General features: G+C 53.9%; 19 protein-coding genes. 8 read left to right on the top strand and 11 right to left on the bottom strand.

Annotated features, from left to right (window positions below):
* Window positions 1–37: 37 nt before the first annotated feature.
* Window positions 38–442 carry an OsmC family protein gene (locus ACKI5T_RS15715; protein ID WP_407438632.1) on the bottom strand — a complete coding sequence of 135 codons (405 nt, stop codon included), beginning with the start codon at window positions 440–442 and terminating at the stop codon, window positions 38–40.
* 309 nt (window positions 443–751) lie between these two features.
* Between ACKI5T_RS15715 and crp the strand changes: the two genes are divergently transcribed.
* Both crp and ACKI5T_RS15705 read left to right on the top strand, forming a co-directional pair.
* Window positions 752–1,384 carry a cAMP-activated global transcriptional regulator CRP gene (crp, locus tag ACKI5T_RS15710; RefSeq protein WP_015960746.1) on the top strand — a complete coding sequence of 211 codons (633 nt, stop codon included), beginning with the start codon at window positions 752–754 and terminating at the stop codon, window positions 1,382–1,384.
* Between the two features lie 57 nt (window positions 1,385–1,441).
* On the top strand, window positions 1,442–3,529 hold the full coding sequence (locus tag ACKI5T_RS15705) for a YccS/YhfK family putative transporter (RefSeq protein WP_407438660.1): 2,088 nt from the start codon (window positions 1,442–1,444) through the stop codon (window positions 3,527–3,529).
* Here the strand turns inward: ACKI5T_RS15705 and ACKI5T_RS15700 are convergent.
* The 5 genes from ACKI5T_RS15700 to ppiA all read right to left on the bottom strand — a co-directional run bounded on the left by ACKI5T_RS15700 (window position 3,526) and on the right by ppiA (window position 6,863).
* The gene (locus tag ACKI5T_RS15700; protein WP_407438631.1) at window positions 3,526–4,746 is read right to left on the bottom strand and encodes an aspartate aminotransferase family protein; all 1,221 of its coding nucleotides are present in this window, start codon (window positions 4,744–4,746) and stop codon (window positions 3,526–3,528) included. The two genes, ACKI5T_RS15705 and ACKI5T_RS15700, sit on opposite strands and share 4 nt — an antisense overlap.
* An 86-nt stretch (window positions 4,747–4,832) precedes the next feature.
* Window positions 4,833–5,396, bottom strand: coding sequence for an aminodeoxychorismate synthase component 2 (pabA, locus tag ACKI5T_RS15695; protein WP_407438629.1), 564 nt, complete (start codon window positions 5,394–5,396; stop codon window positions 4,833–4,835).
* 28 nt (window positions 5,397–5,424) lie between these two features.
* Complete coding sequence (locus tag ACKI5T_RS15690) at window positions 5,425–6,027, bottom strand: putative adenosine monophosphate-protein transferase Fic (RefSeq protein WP_407438628.1); 603 nt, start codon at window positions 6,025–6,027, stop codon at window positions 5,425–5,427.
* On the bottom strand, window positions 6,017–6,184 hold the full coding sequence (locus ACKI5T_RS15685; RefSeq protein ID WP_407438627.1) for a YhfG family protein: 168 nt from the start codon (window positions 6,182–6,184) through the stop codon (window positions 6,017–6,019). The genes ACKI5T_RS15690 and ACKI5T_RS15685 overlap by 11 nt, the downstream gene beginning before the upstream one ends.
* Window positions 6,185–6,290: 106 nt before the next feature.
* The gene (ppiA, locus tag ACKI5T_RS15680; RefSeq protein ID WP_015960751.1) at window positions 6,291–6,863 is read right to left on the bottom strand and encodes a peptidylprolyl isomerase A; all 573 of its coding nucleotides are present in this window, start codon (window positions 6,861–6,863) and stop codon (window positions 6,291–6,293) included.
* A gap of 345 nt (window positions 6,864–7,208) precedes the next feature.
* On the opposite strand from ppiA, the gene tsgA reads away from it, so the two are divergent.
* On the top strand, window positions 7,209–8,393 hold the full coding sequence (tsgA, locus tag ACKI5T_RS15675; RefSeq protein WP_407438625.1) for an MFS transporter TsgA: 1,185 nt from the start codon (window positions 7,209–7,211) through the stop codon (window positions 8,391–8,393).
* Window positions 8,394–8,412: 19 nt separating this feature from the next.
* Here the strand turns inward: tsgA and ACKI5T_RS15670 are convergent, their stop codons facing one another.
* Entirely contained in the window at window positions 8,413–9,714 is a 1,302-nt protein-coding gene (locus tag ACKI5T_RS15670) for a cytosine deaminase (protein WP_407438624.1), read from the bottom strand.
* A gap of 240 nt (window positions 9,715–9,954) precedes the next feature.
* Here ACKI5T_RS15670 and nirB point away from each other — a divergent pair, with 240 nt between their 5' ends.
* From nirB to ACKI5T_RS15645, 5 genes are all read left to right on the top strand, one after another.
* Window positions 9,955–12,498: a nitrite reductase large subunit NirB gene (gene nirB / locus ACKI5T_RS15665; RefSeq protein WP_015960754.1), complete on the top strand. Its 2,544-nt coding sequence runs from the start codon at window positions 9,955–9,957 to the stop codon at window positions 12,496–12,498.
* Complete coding sequence (gene nirD, locus ACKI5T_RS15660; RefSeq protein ID WP_407438622.1) at window positions 12,495–12,821, top strand: nitrite reductase small subunit NirD; 327 nt, start codon at window positions 12,495–12,497, stop codon at window positions 12,819–12,821. The genes nirB and nirD overlap by 4 nt, the downstream gene beginning before the upstream one ends.
* 98 nt (window positions 12,822–12,919) lie before the next feature.
* On the top strand, window positions 12,920–13,729 hold the full coding sequence (nirC, locus tag ACKI5T_RS15655; RefSeq protein WP_407438620.1) for a nitrite transporter NirC: 810 nt from the start codon (window positions 12,920–12,922) through the stop codon (window positions 13,727–13,729).
* An 11-nt stretch (window positions 13,730–13,740) separates the two neighbouring features.
* On the top strand, window positions 13,741–15,114 hold the full coding sequence (cysG, locus tag ACKI5T_RS15650; protein ID WP_407438618.1) for a siroheme synthase CysG: 1,374 nt from the start codon (window positions 13,741–13,743) through the stop codon (window positions 15,112–15,114).
* A 153-nt stretch (window positions 15,115–15,267) separates the two neighbouring features.
* On the top strand, window positions 15,268–15,438 hold the full coding sequence (locus tag ACKI5T_RS15645; RefSeq protein ID WP_407438616.1) for a YhfL family protein: 171 nt from the start codon (window positions 15,268–15,270) through the stop codon (window positions 15,436–15,438).
* Window positions 15,439–15,495: 57 nt separating this feature from the next.
* Here the strand turns inward: ACKI5T_RS15645 and trpS are convergent, their stop codons facing one another.
* The 4 genes from trpS to dam are packed head-to-tail and all read right to left on the bottom strand — an operon-like array spanning window position 15,496 to window position 18,781.
* Window positions 15,496–16,500 (bottom strand): tryptophan--tRNA ligase, encoded by a 1,005-nt coding sequence (trpS, locus tag ACKI5T_RS15640; protein ID WP_407438614.1) that lies wholly within the window; start codon window positions 16,498–16,500, stop codon window positions 15,496–15,498.
* The gene (gene gph, locus ACKI5T_RS15635) at window positions 16,493–17,254 is read right to left on the bottom strand and encodes a phosphoglycolate phosphatase (RefSeq protein ID WP_407438612.1); all 762 of its coding nucleotides are present in this window, start codon (window positions 17,252–17,254) and stop codon (window positions 16,493–16,495) included. The genes trpS and gph overlap by 8 nt, the downstream gene beginning before the upstream one ends.
* A complete protein-coding gene (gene rpe, locus ACKI5T_RS15630) occupies window positions 17,247–17,924 on the bottom strand; it encodes a ribulose-phosphate 3-epimerase (RefSeq protein ID WP_015960760.1) in 678 nt (225 codons plus the stop codon). Before rpe ends, gph begins: the two co-directional genes overlap by 8 nt.
* Window positions 17,925–17,965: 41 nt before the next feature.
* Window positions 17,966–18,781 (bottom strand): adenine-specific DNA-methyltransferase, encoded by an 816-nt coding sequence (dam, locus tag ACKI5T_RS15625; RefSeq protein ID WP_407438610.1) that lies wholly within the window; start codon window positions 18,779–18,781, stop codon window positions 17,966–17,968.
* Window positions 18,782–18,783: the final 2 nt, after the last annotated feature.

Here is an 18,783-nt window from a genome sequence, read left to right as displayed (position 1 = left end):
CCTCTCCCCATGGGAGAGGGCTAAATCTCGTCAACGCTTACGCTTCAATCACTTCATACGAATGCGTGATTTTCACCGCTTTTTCCAGCATCAACGCGACCGAGCAGTACTTCTCCGCAGAAAGATCCACCGCACGGGAAACTGCGGCATCTTTCAGCGCCTTGCCGGCCACAATGAAGTGCAGATTGATGTGCGTAAACAGACGCGGCGCTTCTTCGCGACGCTCTGATGTCAGCTTCACTTCGCAATCGGTGACGTCATGACGCCCTTTTTGCAGAATCGAGACCACGTCGATGGCACTGCATCCACCCGCCGCCATCAGCACCACTTCCATCGGACTTGGCGCTTTATCGCCGGAGTTGCCATCCATCAAAATCTGGTGTCCTGAAGCGGATTCGCCGAGGAACGTTAAACCTTCAACCCATTTCACACGCGCTTGCATTTTATTCACTCCGACGTTGCATTTTTCCGGACAGATTACCCGCGCGTTACAATTCTCGCAACGGAAGACGACCTGCGTCATGCTGAAGCGAGACACCAGGAGACACGCGGCAAAAGCTATGCTAAAACACTCTGGATGGTACAGTAATACATTGACGTTACACATGTATGCAAAGGACATCAAACATTACAGGCTGCAAACATTTATGACAGCCTAATTCCCAGGTACGGGGAAGAATTCGATTGCAACCCCAGAGTCAGGATGCGATTTATGACTCTGGTGACAGCTTATAACAGAGGATAACAGCGCATGGTGCTTGGCAAACCGCAAACAGACCCGACTCTCGAATGGTTCTTGTCTCATTGCCATATTCATAAGTACCCATCGAAGAGCACGCTGATTCACCAGGGTGAAAAAGCGGAAACGTTGTATTACATCGTCAAAGGCTCGGTGGCAGTGCTTATTAAAGATGAAGAAGGAAAAGAGATGATCCTTTCTTATCTGAACCAGGGCGATTTCATCGGCGAACTGGGCCTGTTTGAAGAAGGCCAGGAACGTAGCGCCTGGGTACGTGCAAAATCGGCCTGTGAAGTGGCTGAGATCTCCTACAAAAAATTCCGTCAGTTAATTCAGGTTAACCCGGATATTCTGTTGCGCCTGTCTTCGCAGATGGCTCGCCGCCTGCAAATCACCTCCGAGAAAGTGGGTAACCTCGCCTTCCTGGATGTGACCGGTCGCATCGCGCAAACGCTGTTGAACCTGGCGAAACAGCCTGACGCTATGACTCACCCTGACGGCATGCAAATTAAAATTACCCGTCAGGAAATTGGTCAGATCGTCGGTTGCTCCCGTGAAACCGTTGGCCGTATCCTGAAAATGCTGGAAGATCAGAACCTGATCTCCGCCCACGGTAAAACTATCGTGGTTTACGGAACGCGTTAATTCCGGTCGAACGGCGTGCCACCGCAAGGTGTCACGCCGTTTTTGTCTCTGGCATCTATGTGGCGCAGGCTGATCTATCACCCGGAAGTTAACTACGCACTTCGGCAAACGCTGGTGTTATGTCTCCCCGTGGCCGTCGGTTTGATTCTGGGTCATCTGCAACACGGTCTGCTTTTTTCCCTCGTCCCTGCCTGCTGTAACATTGCCGGTCTCGATACGCCGCATAAACGCTTTTTCAAACGCCTGATTATTGGCGGATCGCTTTTTGCCGGATGTAGCCTGGCAGTACAGCTTTTGCTGGCGCGCGATATCCCCTTGCCGCTGATTTTAACCGTGCTGGCACTCACGCTCGGCGTGACGGCGGAAATCAGTTCTCTGCATGCCCGATTGCTCCCCGCTTCGCTAATTGCCTCGATTTTCACCCTCAGCCTCGCCGGGAATATGCCCGTCTGGGAACCGTTGCTGATCTACGCGTTCGGCACGCTGTGGTACGGATTATTCAACTGGTTCTGGTTTTGGATGTGGCGCGAGCAGCCTTTGCGCGAATCCTTAAGCCTGCTCTACGTTCAGCTCGCTGATTACTGCGAAGCAAAATACACCCTGCTGACGCAGCACACCGACCCGGAAAAGGCGCTGCCGCCGCTGCTGACGCGTCAGCAAAAAGTGGTCGATTTAATCAGCCAGTGCTATCAGCAGCTGCACATGCTGGCGGCCAATAAAAATCATGAATACAAACGGCTGCTGCGCACGTTTCAGGTAGGGCTGGATCTCCAGGAACATATCTCCGTCAGCCTGCATCATCCACAGGAAGTGCAAAAACTGGTGGAGCGCAGCCATGCCGAAGCGGTGATCCGCTGGAATGCCCAGACGGTCGCGGCGCGTCTGCGCGTGCTGGCTGACGATATTCTTTATCACCGCTACCCCACGCGCTTTACCATGGATAAGCCATTGGGCGCGCTGGAGAAAATCGCCCGTCAGCATCCGGATAACCCGGTCGGGCAGTTCTGCGCATGGCATTTCAGCCGCATCGCACGCGTGCTGCGCACCCAACGTCCGCTCTATCCCCGTGACCTGATGGCGGATAAGCAGAAACGGCTGCCGCTACTGCCAGCGCTGAAAAGCTATCTGTCTTTTAAATCCTCTGCCCTGCGAAATGCGGCGCGCATTAGCGTGATGCTGAGTATCGCCAGCCTGATGGGCGTGGCGCTGCATTTACCCAAGCCCTACTGGATTTTAATGACTGTGCTGTTCGTGACGCAGAACGGCTATGGCGCGACGCGCGTGCGGATCCTGCACCGGGCGGGCGGGACTATTGCCGGCCTGGTGATTGCGGGTGTCACGCTGCACTTCCACGTTCCGGACGGTTACACCCTGGCGGGTATGCTGCTTATCACGCTGGTCAGCTATCTGTTTATCCGTAAAAACTATGGCTGGGCAATGGTCGGTTTCACGGTCACCGCGGTGTATACCCTGCAACTGCTTACTCTGAATGGCGAACAGTTTATTGTTGCCCGACTGGTGGATACGCTGATTGGCTGTCTGATTGCGTTTGGCGGCATGGTCTGGCTGTGGCCACAGTGGCAAAGCGGGCTGTTGCGCCAGAATGCTCACGATGCGCTCGAGGCCGACCAGCAGGCTATTCGCCTGATCCTCAGCGCCGACCCGCAGCCGTCACCGCTGGCGTACCAGCGCATGAAGGTCAATCAGGCTCATAACGCGCTGTTTAACTCGCTTAACCAGGCCATGCAAGAGCCGGGCTTTAATTCGCACTATCTGGCCGATATGAAACTCTGGGTGACGCACAGCCAGTTCATCGTCGAACATATCAACGCGATGACCACGCTGGCGCGTGAGCATACGATGCTGACGCCAGATCTGGCGCAGCGCTATTTGCAGTCGTGTGAAATTGCGTTGCAGCGGTGTCAGCAGCGCCTGGAATATGACGCGCCGGGGGAATCGGGGGATATTAATATTCTTGAAGGGCCAGAAACGCTCACCTATGGTCCGATGAGCACGCTGGAACAACACATACAGCGCATACTCGGACATCTGAGCACCATGCACACCATTTCGTCGGTGGCATGGCGACAACGCCCGCATCACGGTATCTGGTTAACGCGCCTGTTGCGGCGCGAATCCAATTAACCCTTAACGATTTTCCCAACGGCTGCGGCAAAGCGCGCCATACCGTCGTCAATATCCTGTGCTTCAATCACCAGCGACGGCGCAAAGCGCATGACGTCCGGTCCGGCATTCAGGACCATCACCCCTTCATGCGCAGCGGCATGGAGGAAATCTCGCGCGCGGCCTTGGTATTGTGGCTTCAGTTCCGCGCCAACCAGCAGTCCCATTCCACGAATATCACTGAATACATCGTACTGCGCATCGATCTGCTGAAGATGTTTCACAAACTGTTCGCGTTTCGCGCTCACGCCGTTCAGCACGTCTGGCGTGTTGATAATATCAAACGCCGCGCCAGCAATAGCGCAGGCCAGCGGATTCCCGCCGTAAGTCGAACCGTGAGATCCTACATGGAATGCCGATGCGATCTCCTGCGTCGTCAGCACGGCACTGACCGGGAAGCCGCCGCCGAGCGCTTTGGCGCTGGTCAGAATGTCCGGCGTCACGCCGTAATGCATGTAGGCAAACAGGGAGCCGGTACGCCCCATACCGCTCTGCACTTCATCAAACACCAGCAGCGCCTGATGTTCGTCGCACAGTTCACGCAGGCCTTTCAGGAACTCTGGCGTCGCGGCCATTACACCGCCTTCGCCCTGAATCGGCTCAACCACAATCGCGCAGGTGTGATCGTCCATTACCGCTTTTACGGCGTGGAGATCGTTAAACGGCACATGGATGATGTCGGCAGGTTTTGGGCCAAATCCATCGGAATACTTTGGCTGTCCGCCGACCGAAACCGTAAACAGCGAGCGGCCATGGAAGGCGTTATGGAAAGCAATAATTTTGGTTTTGTACGGGCTATGACGCGTAGACGCATAGTAACGCGCCAGCTTGAACGCAGTTTCGTTAGCTTCGGTACCTGAGTTCATGAAAAGAACGCGCTCGGCAAACGTGGCGTCGATAATTTTACGCCCCAGACGCAGCGCGGGTTCATTGGTAAACACGTTGCTGGTGTGCCACAGGGTTTCGCCCTGCGTTTTTAACGCCTCGACCAGAGCAGGATGGCAATGCCCCAGCGCCGTCACCGCAATACCACCCGCAAAATCAACGTACTCTTTTCCCTGCTGATCCCACACGCGGCTGCCTTTCCCTTTTACCGGGATAAACTCAGCCGGTGCATAAATCGGCAGGATAACTTCATCGAAAGTTGCGCGCGTAATTGCAGATTGTTCAGTTGCCATGTCATGCCCATCCATTTTATGTCACATTAACAGTGAAAATATAATCACAAAATATGCATAAAAAATCACAACAAAGCAATAAGCAATCAACGATGGAGGAAATTAGCCAGCAGTTGATGGCCCTGTTCGCTCAGGATGCTTTCCGGATGGAACTGCACGCCTTCGAGATCCCATTCGCGGTGACGAATGCCCATGATCTCCTGGGTGTCGCTCCAGGCGGTCACGTCAAAGCAATCGGGTAGCGTGGGCGGGTCAATGACCAGCGAATGATAGCGCGTCACCGTGAGGGGATTGTTCAGACCGCGAAACACGCCGGTTCCGGTATGCGTCACCGGAGAAGTTTTGCCGTGCATCACTTTTGCGGCACGAACGATGGTCGCGCCAAAGACCTGGCCGATCGCCTGATGTCCCAGGCAGACGCCCAGAATTGGCAGTTTGCCAGCAAAATCGCGGATAACATCCAGCGAAATACCCGATTCCGAGGGGGTACAAGGCCCTGGCGAAATGACAATTTTCTGCGGTGCCAGCGCGTTGATATCTGCCAGCGTCACCTCATCATTACGCCGGACCACCACCTCAGCACCCAGTTCACAAAAGTACTGGTACAGGTTCCAGGTAAACGAATCGTAATTATCAATCAGCAGAATCATGGCGGCTCCAAAAATTAGCCGCCCTATTCTACTCAGTTTCCCGCGCTTCGCTCACTACTTTGGCAAAGATGGTTGTCAGGTCGGTTAAATCACCCATGGCCCCGCTCTGATTAGCTGCAGACCAGAAATCGGGTTCGATATCTTTCCAGCTCAGCTGATACCCCGCGTGGATGGCCAGTTGCTCGAAAAAGACGCGTTGCGCGATCCCGTTACCAATCCGGAACGGATGCAGGACGTTGATCTCGCAATAGTAATGGCTGAGACGGGCGATAAACTCACTTTTCTCGAGTCCCACAAGGTAGCCCTCTTCCTCGAGATCCTGCATCAGACCATTGCCTTCTTTTTCGATATACGCGAAATGACAGAATCGCGTATCACCCTGATAAATATCGACTTCGCGGATATCCCCCGCCCAGTCGAAAATATCCTGATAAAGATGGCGATGAATGGCGCACAGGTGCGGCAAACCTCGGGCGGGCGGTCCAAGCGGGAGGGTTGCGGCGCGTAAGGCCGTGAGTTCATATGAGGCCTGCGCAAGGCGGTCCGCCTGACGGATATTGAGCTTATTGCGCATCACGTTCAGGCCGGGATAGAGGTACGGATCGCGATCGTCACCGATTTTATCGCTCATAGTGCCTCCTGAGTTCCTCAAGACGGCTTTGAGCGTCTGCTGCATTTAGCGTGACGAGCGGGCTATCGACACCTTCCAGACGCCGACTGGCCTGAAAGTTTACGTTGCGCTGCTGTTCCCAGAGACGGGATTTTTGCCTGTCGGTGAGTTTTTTCACTTAACGCCTCCCTGATATGTCCGTTTGCCACAAGTATAAGCAGCAAAACGCGCTTTCGCAGGGAGACGTAAGTGATGCGGGCGAGAACCGCCCGCAGAGAAAAGGGTTACGGCAGAACTTTAGCGGACAGAATAACGACCGGTTTTGTCGGTACATTCTGATAAGGACCGACGTCGTGCGTCTGGACCTGAGAGATTTTATCCGCCACATCCATGCCTTTTACCACTTTACCAAATACCGCGTAACCGAAGTCGCGCTGGCCGTGATCGAGGAAAGCGTTGTCCGCAACGTTCAGGAAGAACTGGCTGGTGGCGCTGTCTTTGTCCGCAGTACGGGCCATCGAAATGGTGCCACGCGTGTTACGCAGACCGTTGTCGGCTTCGTTTTTGATTGGCGCATTCGGCTGCTTTTGCTGCATCTGCTCGTTAAAACCGCCGCCCTGGAGCATGAACCCCGGGATCACACGGTGAAACGTGGTGTTGTTATAGAAACCATTGTTCACGTAATCGAGGAAGTTTTTTACCGATACAGGAGCTTTCTGGCTATTCAGTTCCAGCTCAATATTCCCGGCAGACGTTGTCAGCAAAACATGGGGGTCGCCTTTCGCTGCCAGAACAGCAGGAGAAACAGCAGAGAGGGCAAACACAGCCGCGACAGCCGCCAGAGTTGATTTGAGCATGAGAATTCCTTAACAAAGCGCAGTAAAAAAGGCAAGTGGCTTGATTCTAAAGAGCAGTATGGATGGAGGCCAGCCTTTTACCTAATTTTACGAATTTGAAACAGTTGTAACCGTAAAAAGAGTGGCAACCGGCTTACATCAAAGTGACTTAGATCACACTAACAGTTGCAATGAAGATTTTAATTTTCACAAAACATTTATATGGATCACTTTAATGATTAAAATCCCTGCGCACACGGCGCGGTCAACGCGTTTTACTTTTCATTACCCGCATTAATTCGTGTCGCAGGCAGGCGGAAAACGCCTCTGTAGCGTGAAGTACCCGGGTAAATTCACAGGCCAGACATGACTAACAGCAATCGCATTAAGCTCACATGGATCAGCTTCTTCTCGTACGCCCTGACCGGCGCACTGGTGATCGTCACCGGAATGGTGATGGGTGATATCGCCAACTATTTCCAGCTTCCTGTTTCCAGCATGAGTAACACCTTTACCTTCCTCAACGCCGGTATCCTGATCTCCATTTTCCTGAATGCCTGGCTGATGGAAATCGTGCCGCTGAAAACCCAGCTGCGTTTCGGCTTTGTCCTGATGGTCGCTGCCGTGGCGGGACTGATGGTCAGCCACAGTATCGCGCTGTTCTCCGCCTCAATGTTTGTATTGGGCCTGGTCAGCGGGATCACCATGTCCATCGGTACGTTCCTGATTACCCACATGTATGAAGGCCGTCAGCGCGGCGCACGCCTGCTGTTCACCGACTCCTTCTTCAGTATGGCGGGGATGATTTTCCCCATGGTGGCCGCCGTTCTGCTGGCGCGCAGCATCGAGTGGTACTGGGTATACGCCTGTATCGGGCTGGTCTACGTGGCTATTTTTGTGCTGACCTTCGGCTGTGAATTCCCGGTCCTGGGTAAAAAAGCGGAGCAAAGCGCGCAGCCTGTCGCAAAAGAGAAATGGGGGATCGGCGTGCTGTTCCTGTCCGTTGCGGCGCTGTGCTATATCCTCGGTCAGCTGGGCTTTATCTCCTGGGTTCCGGAATACGCGAAAGGCCTGGGCATGAGCCTGAACGACGCGGGCAAACTGGTCAGCGATTTCTGGATGTCATACATGTTCGGCATGTGGGCGTTTAGCTTCATTCTGCGCTTCTTCGATTTGCAGCGCATTTTGACCGTGCTGGCGGGTCTGGCAACCGTGCTGATGTATCTGTTTATCAACGGTGCGCCGGAGCATATGGCGTGGTTTATTCTGACGCTCGGTTTCTTCTCCAGCGCGATTTACACCTCAATCATCACCCTCGGTTCTCTGCAAACCAAAGTGGCCTCACCTAAGCTTGTGAACTTTGTGCTGACCTGCGGGACCATCGGCACCATGCTGACCTTCGTGGTGACTGGCCCGATTGTGGCGCACAGCGGCCCGCTGGCGGCGCTGCAAACGGCTAACGGTCTGTATGCGGTGGTGTTTATCATGTGTCTGATTCTGGGCTTTGTGACCCGCCACCGTCAGCACAACACGGTAGCGGCTTCGCACTAACCCTTACGCCCCTTTGCGCTTAGCGAAGGGGCTGTTTTTTACTAAAACTCACCTCTTCTCCCCCGCTATCCGTCTGAATCCAGGTTTGCGCCAGCTGTGTTGTCGCAATCACTCTCCCCTGACGAATCGACCAGCGCACCGGCACCTGGCAGCGCACCGCGTCAAAACCACTTTCCGCAGGTAATATGATCAGATTCGCCGGGTTGCCGGTTTTGATACCATAATCCGTCAGCCCAAACGTGCGCGCGCTGTTGTGGGTAATCAAATTCAGTCCGCTGTCGATCTGCTGGTAACCCATCATCTGACAGACGTGTAGCCCCATGTGCAGCACTTGCAGCATGTTGCCCGTCCCCAGCGGATACCACGGGTCGAAAACGTCGTCATGACCGAAGCAGACGTTGATACCCGCTTCCTGTAACTCTTTCACCCGCGTAATCCCACGGCGTTTCGGGTAATCGTCAAAACGCCCCTGCAAATGAATGTTAACCAGTGGGTTAGCGACAAAGTTGATGCCGGATAGTTTCAGCAAGCGGAACAGCCGCGAGGTGTATGCCCCGTTGTAGGAGTGCATCGCGGTGGTGTGGCTGGCGGTGACGCGCGATCCAATTCCTGCCTCATAGGCCAGCGTGGCGACCGTTTCGACAAATCGTGACTGCTCATCGTCAATTTCGTCGCAGTGAATATCCAGCGGGCGATCATATTTTTTCGCCAGTTCAAACGCGATGAGCAGGGATTGCACGCCGTATTCGCGGGTGAATTCAAAATGCGGGATGGCGCCGACCACGTCTGCGCCGAGCTGTAATGCTTCTTCAAGCAGCGCCGCACCGTTGGGATAGGAAAGAATTCCCTCCTGCGGGAAAGCAACGATTTGCAGCGTGATCCACGGCGCCACTTCCTGCTTCACTTCCAGCATCGCTTTTAGCGCCGTCAGCGTAGGGTCAGAAACGTCAACGTGAGTGCGAACAAACTGAATGCCGTTGGCCATTTGCCATTTCAACGTCTGCCACGCACGCGCTTTAACATCGTCATGGCTGAGCAACGCTTTACGTTCCGCCCAACGTTCGATGCCCTCGAACAGGGTTCCAGACTGGTTCCAGTTCGGCTCACCGGCCGTCTGAGTGGTATCGAGATGAATATGCGGTTCAATAAACGGCGGAATTGCCAGGCCGCCCCGGGCGTTGAGGACTTCGTGGCTCTCATCGGGCGCATCACTCATCGGGGTAATTTCGCCAAAACGGCCATTCTCAATGGCGATTTGCCATAACCCATCTTGCTGCGGTAACCGAACGTTCTGAACCAGCCAAAGCGGTGATGTAGACATACCTTTCCCCTGAAAAACACTGCTGAAATTTGGGAGTACGAACTTTTGCAGATTAACCTCAAATTTTGTACACAAATTCAGCGCTTATTAAAAGCGAGTTATTTCCGCTACTTAGAAAAATCCTGACAAATCAGCGATCTACTCACTAAGGAGTAGTTGAAGGCGTATTTGATTTGCATCAATAAGCGCCTTTGCTGAATCGTTAAGGTAGGCAGTAATAGAAAAGAAATCGAGGCAAAAATGAGCAAAGTCAGACTCGCTATCATTGGTAACGGCATGGTCGGCCATCGCTTTATTGAGGATCTTCTCGATAAAGCGGACGCTACCCAGTTTGATATTACCGTCTTCTGTGAAGAACCCCGTAAGGCGTACGATCGTGTGCACCTGTCCTCCTACTTCTCCCACCACACTGCTGAAGAACTTTCTCTGGTCCGTGAAGGTTTCTACGAGAAGCATGGCGTTAACGTGTTGGTCGGCGAACGCGCCATCACCATTAACCGTCAGGAAAAAGTGATCCACTCCAGTGCCGGACGCACGGTTTTTTACGACAAGCTGATTATGGCGACTGGCTCATACCCGTGGATCCCGCCGATCAAAGGTTCGGAAACACAGGATTGCTTCGTATATCGTACCATCGAAGACCTGAAAGCGATCGAATCCTGCGCGCGTCGCAGTAAACGTGGTGCGGTAGTCGGCGGCGGTCTGCTCGGCCTCGAAGCGGCAGGCGCACTGAAAAACTTAGGCGTCGAAACCCACGTCATCGAATTTGCCCCGATGCTGATGGCTGAACAACTCGACCACATGGGTGGCGACCAGCTTCGCCGTAAAATCGAAAGCATGGGTGTGAAAGTTCACACCAGCAAAAACACCAAAGAGATCGTTCAGGAAGGCACCGAAGCGCGCAAAACCATGCGCTTTGCCGATGGCAGCGAGCTGGAAGTGGACTTTATCGTCTTCTCTACCGGTATTCGCCCGCGCGATAAAATGGCGACCCAGTGCGGTCTGGCCGTGGCGCAGCGCGGCGGCATCATGATTAACGATGCGTGCCAGACGTCCGATCCAGATATCTACGCGATCGGCGAATGTGCAAGCTGGAACAACCGCGTGTACGGTCTGGTCGCCCCTGGCTACAAAATGGCGCAGGTCGCCGTTGACCATATCCTGGGTAACGAAAACGCCTTCGTCGGCGCAGACATGAGCGCCAAGCTGAAACTGCTCGGCGTGGACGTGGGCGGTATCGGCGACGCGCATGGCCGCACCCCGAACTCCCGCAGCTACGTTTATCTCGACGAAAGCAAAGAAGTTTACAAACGTCTGATCGTCAGCCCGGATAATAAAACCCTGCTGGGTGCGGTGCTGGTGGGCGACACCACCGATTTCGGCAATCTGCTGCAACTGGTTCTGAACGCCATCGAGCTGCCAGAAAACCCGGATGCGCTGATTCTGCCTGCGCATGCGTCCAACGGTAAACCGTCCATCGGCGTGGATAAACTGCCGGACAGCGCACAAATTTGTTCCTGCTTCGACGTCACCAAAGGCATGCTGATCTCCGCGATCAACAAAGGCTGCCACACCGTTGCGGCGCTGAAAGCCGAAACCAAAGCCGGTACCGGCTGCGGCGGTTGTATCCCGCTGGTCACTCAGGTGCTGAATGCCGAACTGGCGAAACAGGGCATCGAAGTGAACAACAACCTGTGTGAGCACTTCTCGTATTCACGTCAGGAGATTTACCATCTCATCCGCGTTGAAGGCATTAAGACCTTTGACGAACTCCTGGAAAAACACGGTCAGGGTTATGGCTGTGAAGTGTGTAAACCGACCGTCGGTTCACTGCTGGCATCTTGCTGGAACGAGTATGTTCTGAAACCAGAACATACTCCGCTGCAGGATACCAACGACAACTTCCTGGCCAACATCCAGAAAGATGGCACCTACTCCGTCATCCCACGTTCTGCCGGGGGTGAAATTACGCCGGAAGGGCTGGTGGCTGTTGGCCGCGTGGCGCGTGAATTCAACCTGTACACCAAAATCACCGGTTCCCAGCGTATCGGCCTGTTTGGTGCGCAGAAAGATGACCTGCCGGAAATCTGGCGTCAGCTTATCGAAGCGGGCTTCGAAACCGGTCACGCGTACGCCAAAGCGTTACGTATGGCGAAAACCTGCGTGGGCAGCACCTGGTGCCGCTACGGTGTTGGCGACAGCGTGGGCTTCGGCGTTGAGCTGGAAAACCGCTACAAAGGCATCCGTACGCCGCACAAAATGAAGTTTGGCGTCTCCGGCTGTACCCGTGAATGTGCGGAAGCCCAAGGCAAAGACGTGGGGATCATCGCCACCGAAAAAGGCTGGAACCTGTACGTGTGCGGCAACGGCGGGATGAAACCTCGTCACGCAGATCTGCTGGCAGCGGATCTGGATCGCGAAACCCTGCTGAACTACCTCGACCGTTTCATGATGTTCTACATCCGCACCGCCGATAAGCTGACGCGCACAGCGTCCTGGCTGGACAATCTGGAAGGCGGCATTGAGTACCTGAAATCGGTCATTATTGACGACAAACTGGGTCTGAACGATGCGCTGGAAGCCGAGATGGCCCGTCTGCGCGACGCCGTGATTTGCGAGTGGACTGAGACCGTGAATTCCCCGGCGGCGCAGGTGCGCTTCAAACACTTTATCAACAGCGCCCAGCGCGATCCGAACGTACAGATTGTTCCTGAGCGTGAGCAGCATCGTCCGGCGACGCCATACGAGCGCATTCCGGTGACTCTGGTGGAGGAAAACGTATGAGCCAGTGGGTAAACATCTGCAAAGTTAACGACATCATCCCAGCGACCGGCGTTTGCGCCCTGCTGGGGACGGAACAGGTCGCCATTTTCCGCCCTCGTCATGACGAACAGGTCTTTGCGATCAGCAATATCGACCCGTTCTTTCAGGCAAGCGTACTGTCGCGCGGTTTGATCGCGGAGCATCAGGGCGAACTGTGGGTGGCGAGTCCACTGAAAAAACAGCGTTTCCGTTTAAGCGACGGACACTGTATGGAAGATGAAAGCCACTCCGTGAAACACTACGACGTGCGTGTAAAAGACGGCAACGTGCAGCTGAGAGATTAATCGTAATGGGAGGCGCAATGCCTCCCATTGTTTTATCCAGGTCGTTATTTTATTTTTCTTTTTTTCTATTTATATTTTAAAAACTTACGGGTAATCACATGTTTACAGACACCATTGATAAGTGTGCGGCTAACGCTGCGCGCATTGCACGCCTCAGCAAAAATAATCCTCTTGGTTTTTGGGTCAGTTCCGCAATGGCGGGGGCGTATGTTGGCCTGGGGATTATTTTAATTTTCACTCTCGGTAATCTGCTCGACCCGTCAATTCGTCCGCTGGTGATGGGGGCGACCTTTGGCATCGCCTTAACCCTGGTGATTATCGCCGGTTCTGAACTTTTTACCGGTCACACCATGTTCCTGACGCTGGGCGTTAAAGCCGGGACAATTAGCCAGGGACAAATGTGGGCAATTCTACCGCAAACCTGGGTCGGCAACCTGTTGGGTTCTGTCTTTGTGGCGTTGCTGTACAGCTGGGGCGGCGGAAGCCTGCTGCCGGTGGATACCAGCATCGTGCATACCGTTGCGCTGGCAAAAACCACGCAGCCTGCGATGGTGCTGTTCTTTAAAGGTGTGCTGTGTAACTGGCTGGTTTGCCTGGCAATCTGGATGGCAATCCGCACGGAAGGTGCCGCTAAATTCATCGCAATCTGGTGGTGTTTGCTGGCGTTTATCGCCTCCGGCTACGAGCACTCCGTTGCTAACATGACGCTTTTTGCCCTCTCCTGGTTCGGTCACCACAGCGAGGCTTATACCCTTTCCGGCATTGGACATAATCTGTTGTGGGTAACCCTGGGCAATACCCTTTCGGGTGCAGTATTTATGGGCTTAGGATACTGGTATGCTACTCCGAAAGCGGAGCGTCCGACTCCAGTAACCATCGCAACTGCACAGGCGAAAGCCAATTCTTAAGAGGTAATGTCGTGAATCACCTGCCGATTTTCTGTCAATTACGTCATCGCGACTGCCTGCTTGTAGGCGGTGGGGATGTGGCTGAACGCAAAGCACGACTGCTGTTAGAGGCAGGTGCCCGACTGACCGTAAACGCCCTCGCCTTCGACCCACAGTTTACCGTATGGGCGAAGGAAGGGATGCTGACCCTGGTGCAGGGTGAGTTTAACGAAACCCTGCTTGATACCTGCTGGTTGACCATTGCCGCCACGGATGACGATGAAGTTAACCAGCGCGTTAGCGATGCCTGCGAAATCCGTCGTATTTTCTGCAACGTGGTCGATGCGCCAAAAGAAGCCAGCTTTATCATGCCGTCGATTATCGATCGCTCACCGTTGATGGTGGCAATCTCATCTGGCGGCACTTCGCCAGTGCTGGCACGTTTATTACGCGAGAAGCTCGAATCCATACTGCCCCAGCATCTAGGGCAGGTTGCACAGTATGCAGGGCAACTCCGCGCCCGGGTGAAGCAAACCTTCGGGACGGTTGGCGAGCGCCGTCGTTTCTGGGAAAAATTCTTCGTCAATGACCGTCTGGCACAGTCGCTGGCAAATCAGGACCAGAAGGCCGTCGAAGAGACAACCGAACACCTGTTGAGCGAACCGCTAGACCTTCGCGGTGAAGTGGTGCTGGTGGGCGCAGGACCGGGAGACGCTGGTTTGTTAACGCTTAAAGGCCTACAGCAAATTCAGCAGGCAGACATTGTGGTTTACGACCGACTGGTCTCTGATGACATCATGAATCTGGTCCGTCGCGACGCGGACCGTATCTTTGTCGGAAAACGCGCGGGCTACCACTGCGTTCCGCAGGAGGAGATCAACCAAATCCTGCTGCGCGAAGCGCAAAAAGGGAAGCGAGTGGTGCGTCTGAAAGGCGGCGATCCCTTTATTTTCGGGCGGGGCGGCGAGGAGCTAGAAACCCTGTGCAACGCGGGCATTCCGTTCTCCGTGGTGCCAGGCATTACCGCAGCCTCCGGCTGTTCGGCTTATTCAGGTATTCCACTGACCCATCGCGACTACGCGCAAAGCGTTCGCCTGGTGACGGGCCACCTGAAAACGGGCAGCGAGCTTGACTGGCACAATCTGGCAGCAGAAAAACAAACCCTGGTATTCTATATGGGGCTGAATCAAGCCACCACGATCCAGGCAAAACTGCTTGAACACGGCATGAATGACGATATGCCCGTTGCCCTGGTTGAGAATGGTACGGCCATTACCCAGCGCGTCGTGAGCGGCGTGCTCACTCAGCTTGGAGAACTGGCGCAACAGGTAGAAAGCCCTGCGCTCATCATTGTCGGTCGCGTCGTCGAGCTGCGTGAAAAGCTTAACTGGTTCTCGAACCACTAATTCCCCCCGCACAATACCCTTATTAAGAGTAGTCCTTAACTGGACTACTCCCTTCTTACGCCTGTCGTTAACATACCTCCCGCGAAATGGATCTTTTCCATTTATTCCCTCGTGTTACATCCAAAGAAAGTTTGTCAAAGACAAGGAAAGAGTATGTTTAAACTGGCAAAGGCCGCTCTTGTAGTGGGTATGTTATCGATCCTGACCGCGTGTACAGGTCACGTTCAGAACACTAAAAATAACTGCAGTTACGATTACCTTCTGCACCCGGCGATCTCGATTTCTAAGATCATCGGTGGTTGCGGTCCAGCAGCACAGCAGTAAGCTTTTTGCAGGCATAAAAAAACCGGGAATTTCCCGGTTTTTTATATGTGATGCTAATTAAGGCTTAGCCACAAAACCAATCGCTTCATACACCGATTTCAGCGTTTCAGACGCGCGAGCGCTGGCTTTATCCGCCCCGTCTCTCATCACCTGTTGCAGGAAGGCTTCGTCATTACGGAAACGGTTATAGCGCTCCTGTAACTCCACCAGCATGCCGGATACGGCGTCAGCGACTTCGCCTTTCAGGTGACCATACATCTTGCCTTCGAAGTGCTGTTCCAGCTCAGGAATGCTCTGACCGGTGACACCGGAAAGGATATCCAGCAGGTTTGACACGCCCGCTTTATTCTGCACGTCGTAACGCACCACTGGCGGCTCATCGGAGTCAGTGACCGCACGTTTCAGCTTCTTCACCACCGCTTTAGGATCTTCCAGCAGGCCGATAACGTTGTTGCGGTTATCGTCAGACTTGGACATCTTTTTGGTCGGTTCAAGCAGCGACATCACGCGTGCACCCGATTTAGGGATAAACGGCTCGGGCACTTTAAAGACATCGCCGTAGATCGCATTGAAACGCTGCGCGATATCACGGCTCAGTTCGAGGTGCTGTTTCTGGTCTTCGCCAACCGGTACCTGATTGGTTTGATACAGCAGAATGTCAGCGGCCATCAGCACGGGATAGTCAAACAAACCGGCGTTGATGTTCTCGGAGTAGCGTGCGGATTTGTCTTTGAACTGGGTCATGCGGCTCAGTTCGCCGAAATAGGTGTAGCAGTTCAGCGCCCAACCCAGCTGTGCGTGCTCTGGCACGTGCGATTGGACGAAGATGGTGCTTTTTTCCGGATCGATACCGCATGCCAGATACAGTGCCAGCGTATCCAACGTGGCTTTACGCAATTTCTCAGGATCCTGGCGCGCGGTGATCGCATGCAAATCCACGATGCAGTAAATGCAGTGGTAATCATCCTGCATGCCGACCCACTGACGCAACGCACCCATGTAGTTGCCAATGGTCAATTCGCCTGATGGCTGCGCGCCACTAAATACGATGGGCTTAGTCATTTTTCGATTCCTGATGTTCACTGTGCGAAAGCCCGAGTGCGGGCAGTAAATCTTTGAAGTGATCGAACACGGCGTCCGGTTCACTCAGCGTGATGGATTCACCGTAGTTATAGCCGTAGGTTAATCCCACAGACGGCGAACCTGCAGCTTTGGCGGCCAGAATATCATTACGCGAATCGCCGACAAAAAGCAGCTGTTCCGGCGTTAAGGATAATTTTCCTGCCACCAGCAAAATCGGTTCCGGATGCGGCTTTTTATTCTGCACGTCATCACCGCCGACAATCACCGAGAAATATTTTGCGATATCGAGCGCCTCCAGCAGCGGCGCCACAAACGGCGTCGGCTTGTTGGTGACCAGCGCCAGCGGCATACCCTGGGCATGCAACGCGCTCAGCGTATCGACAACGTCCGGGAACAGAAAACTGCCCTCTTCCACGGTCTCTTCATAAAAACGATTAAACAGTTTACGCAAAACGCGCAGTTGCTCATCCTGCGGGATATCAGCATGGTCAACGCCAGGTTTACCCTGAGCCGAACGCTGAATGGCACGTTCCTGACGGGACCACGTCAACGCACGTTCCATCAGTACGTCAGCACCGTTTCCAATCCAGGTTATCACACGATCTTCACCCGCAACGGGCAACTCAAGCGCATACAGCGCCTGATCGACGGCGCTGGTTAAACCCGGCGCGCTGTCGACCAGCGTGCCATCTAGGTCAAACGCGACGCCGCGTATTGCCTGTAATTTATTCATGACTTACCTTTGCCAGTTCACTGCGCATCTCATCGATGACTTTTTTATAATCCGGTTGGTCAAAAATGGCGGAGCCTGCCACAAACATATCGGCACCCGCCGCTGCAATTTCGCCAATGTTATTGACCTTCACGCCGCCATCCACTTCAAGGCGAATGTCATAGCCAGACTCGTCGATGCGACGGCGCACTTCACGCAGCTTGTCCAGCGTTTGCGGAATAAAGGATTGGCCACCAAAGCCCGGATTGACGGACATCAGCAGAATCACGTCCAGCTTATCCATGACGTAATCCAGATAGCTCAGCGAGGTCGCTGGGTTAAACACCAGACCCGCCTTACAGCCATTCTCTTTGATGAGCTGCAACGTGCGATCGACATGCTCGGAGGCTTCAGGGTGGAAGGTGATAATGCTCGCGCCCGCTGCGGCAAAATCCGGCACGATGCGATCAACCGGTTTGACCATCAGGTGAACATCAATCGGGGCGGTGATTCCGTAGTTACGTAGCGCTTTGAGCACCATCGGGCCGATGGTCAGATTAGGGACGTAGTGGTTATCCATCACATCGAAATGCACCACATCCGCACCTGCGGCCAGCGCGTTGGCCGTGTCTTCACCCAGGCGGGCAAAATCGGCCGACAGAATTGAGGGAGCAATCAAAAACTGTTTCATCCGCATCTCCTTGAAATGTGTTTACCAGCGGGCGAAACGGCTCAGGGGCGATAAAGAGCCAGCAGTTCGTCCACCTTTTTACGTGTACCGCCGTTACTGCTGATGCTGCGCCGCACCTGAACGACGTATCGGTGAGTCGCTAACTGATACCATTCGCGCGTCATTTCCGTATCGTGATTTGAAATCAGCACGGGAATACGCTTTTTCACCAGGCCCTCGGCGATCTCCGCCAGATGCACCTGCTCTTTCAAATTGAAACTGTTGGTGTGGTACGCCGTAAAATTGGCCGTCGCCGTCAGCGGCGCATATGGCGGATCGCAATACACGACCGACTGATGATCCGCGCGCGCCATGCTGTCGGCGTAGGACTCGCAGATAAAGAGTGCATTCTGTGCTTTCTCAGCAAAGTGATACAACTCAGCCTGCGGGAAATAAGGGCGCTTATAGCGGCCAAACGGGACGTTGAATTCACCACGCAGATTATACCGGCACAGGCCATTGTAGCCATGACGGTTAAGATATAAGAATAATAACGCCCGCCGGAAAGGATCGCGGCTTTGGTTAAATTCTACGCGAAGCTGATAGTACACTTCAGACTGATTGGTCTCAGGTGTAAAGAGCTTACGCGCCTCGTCAACGTAATCGTCGGTACGATCTTTGACGATGTTATAGAGGCTAATCAGATCGCTGTTGATATCCGCGAGGATATAACGAGAGAAGTCAGTGTTGAGAAACACGGACCCGGCACCCACAAAGGGCTCGATAAGGCACTCGCCCTTCGGCAGGTGTTTTTTAATATCGTCAAGCAGGGGGAATTTTCCCCCTGCCCATTTAAGAAAAGCGCGATTTTTTTTCATGC

The sequence above is a fragment of the Lelliottia sp. genome (genome assembly GCF_045627565.1).
GTDB lineage: Bacteria > Pseudomonadota > Gammaproteobacteria > Enterobacterales > Enterobacteriaceae > Enterobacter.
The sequence above is the reverse complement of the archived record's forward strand: the minus strand, read 5'-3'. Positions and strand labels throughout refer to the sequence as shown.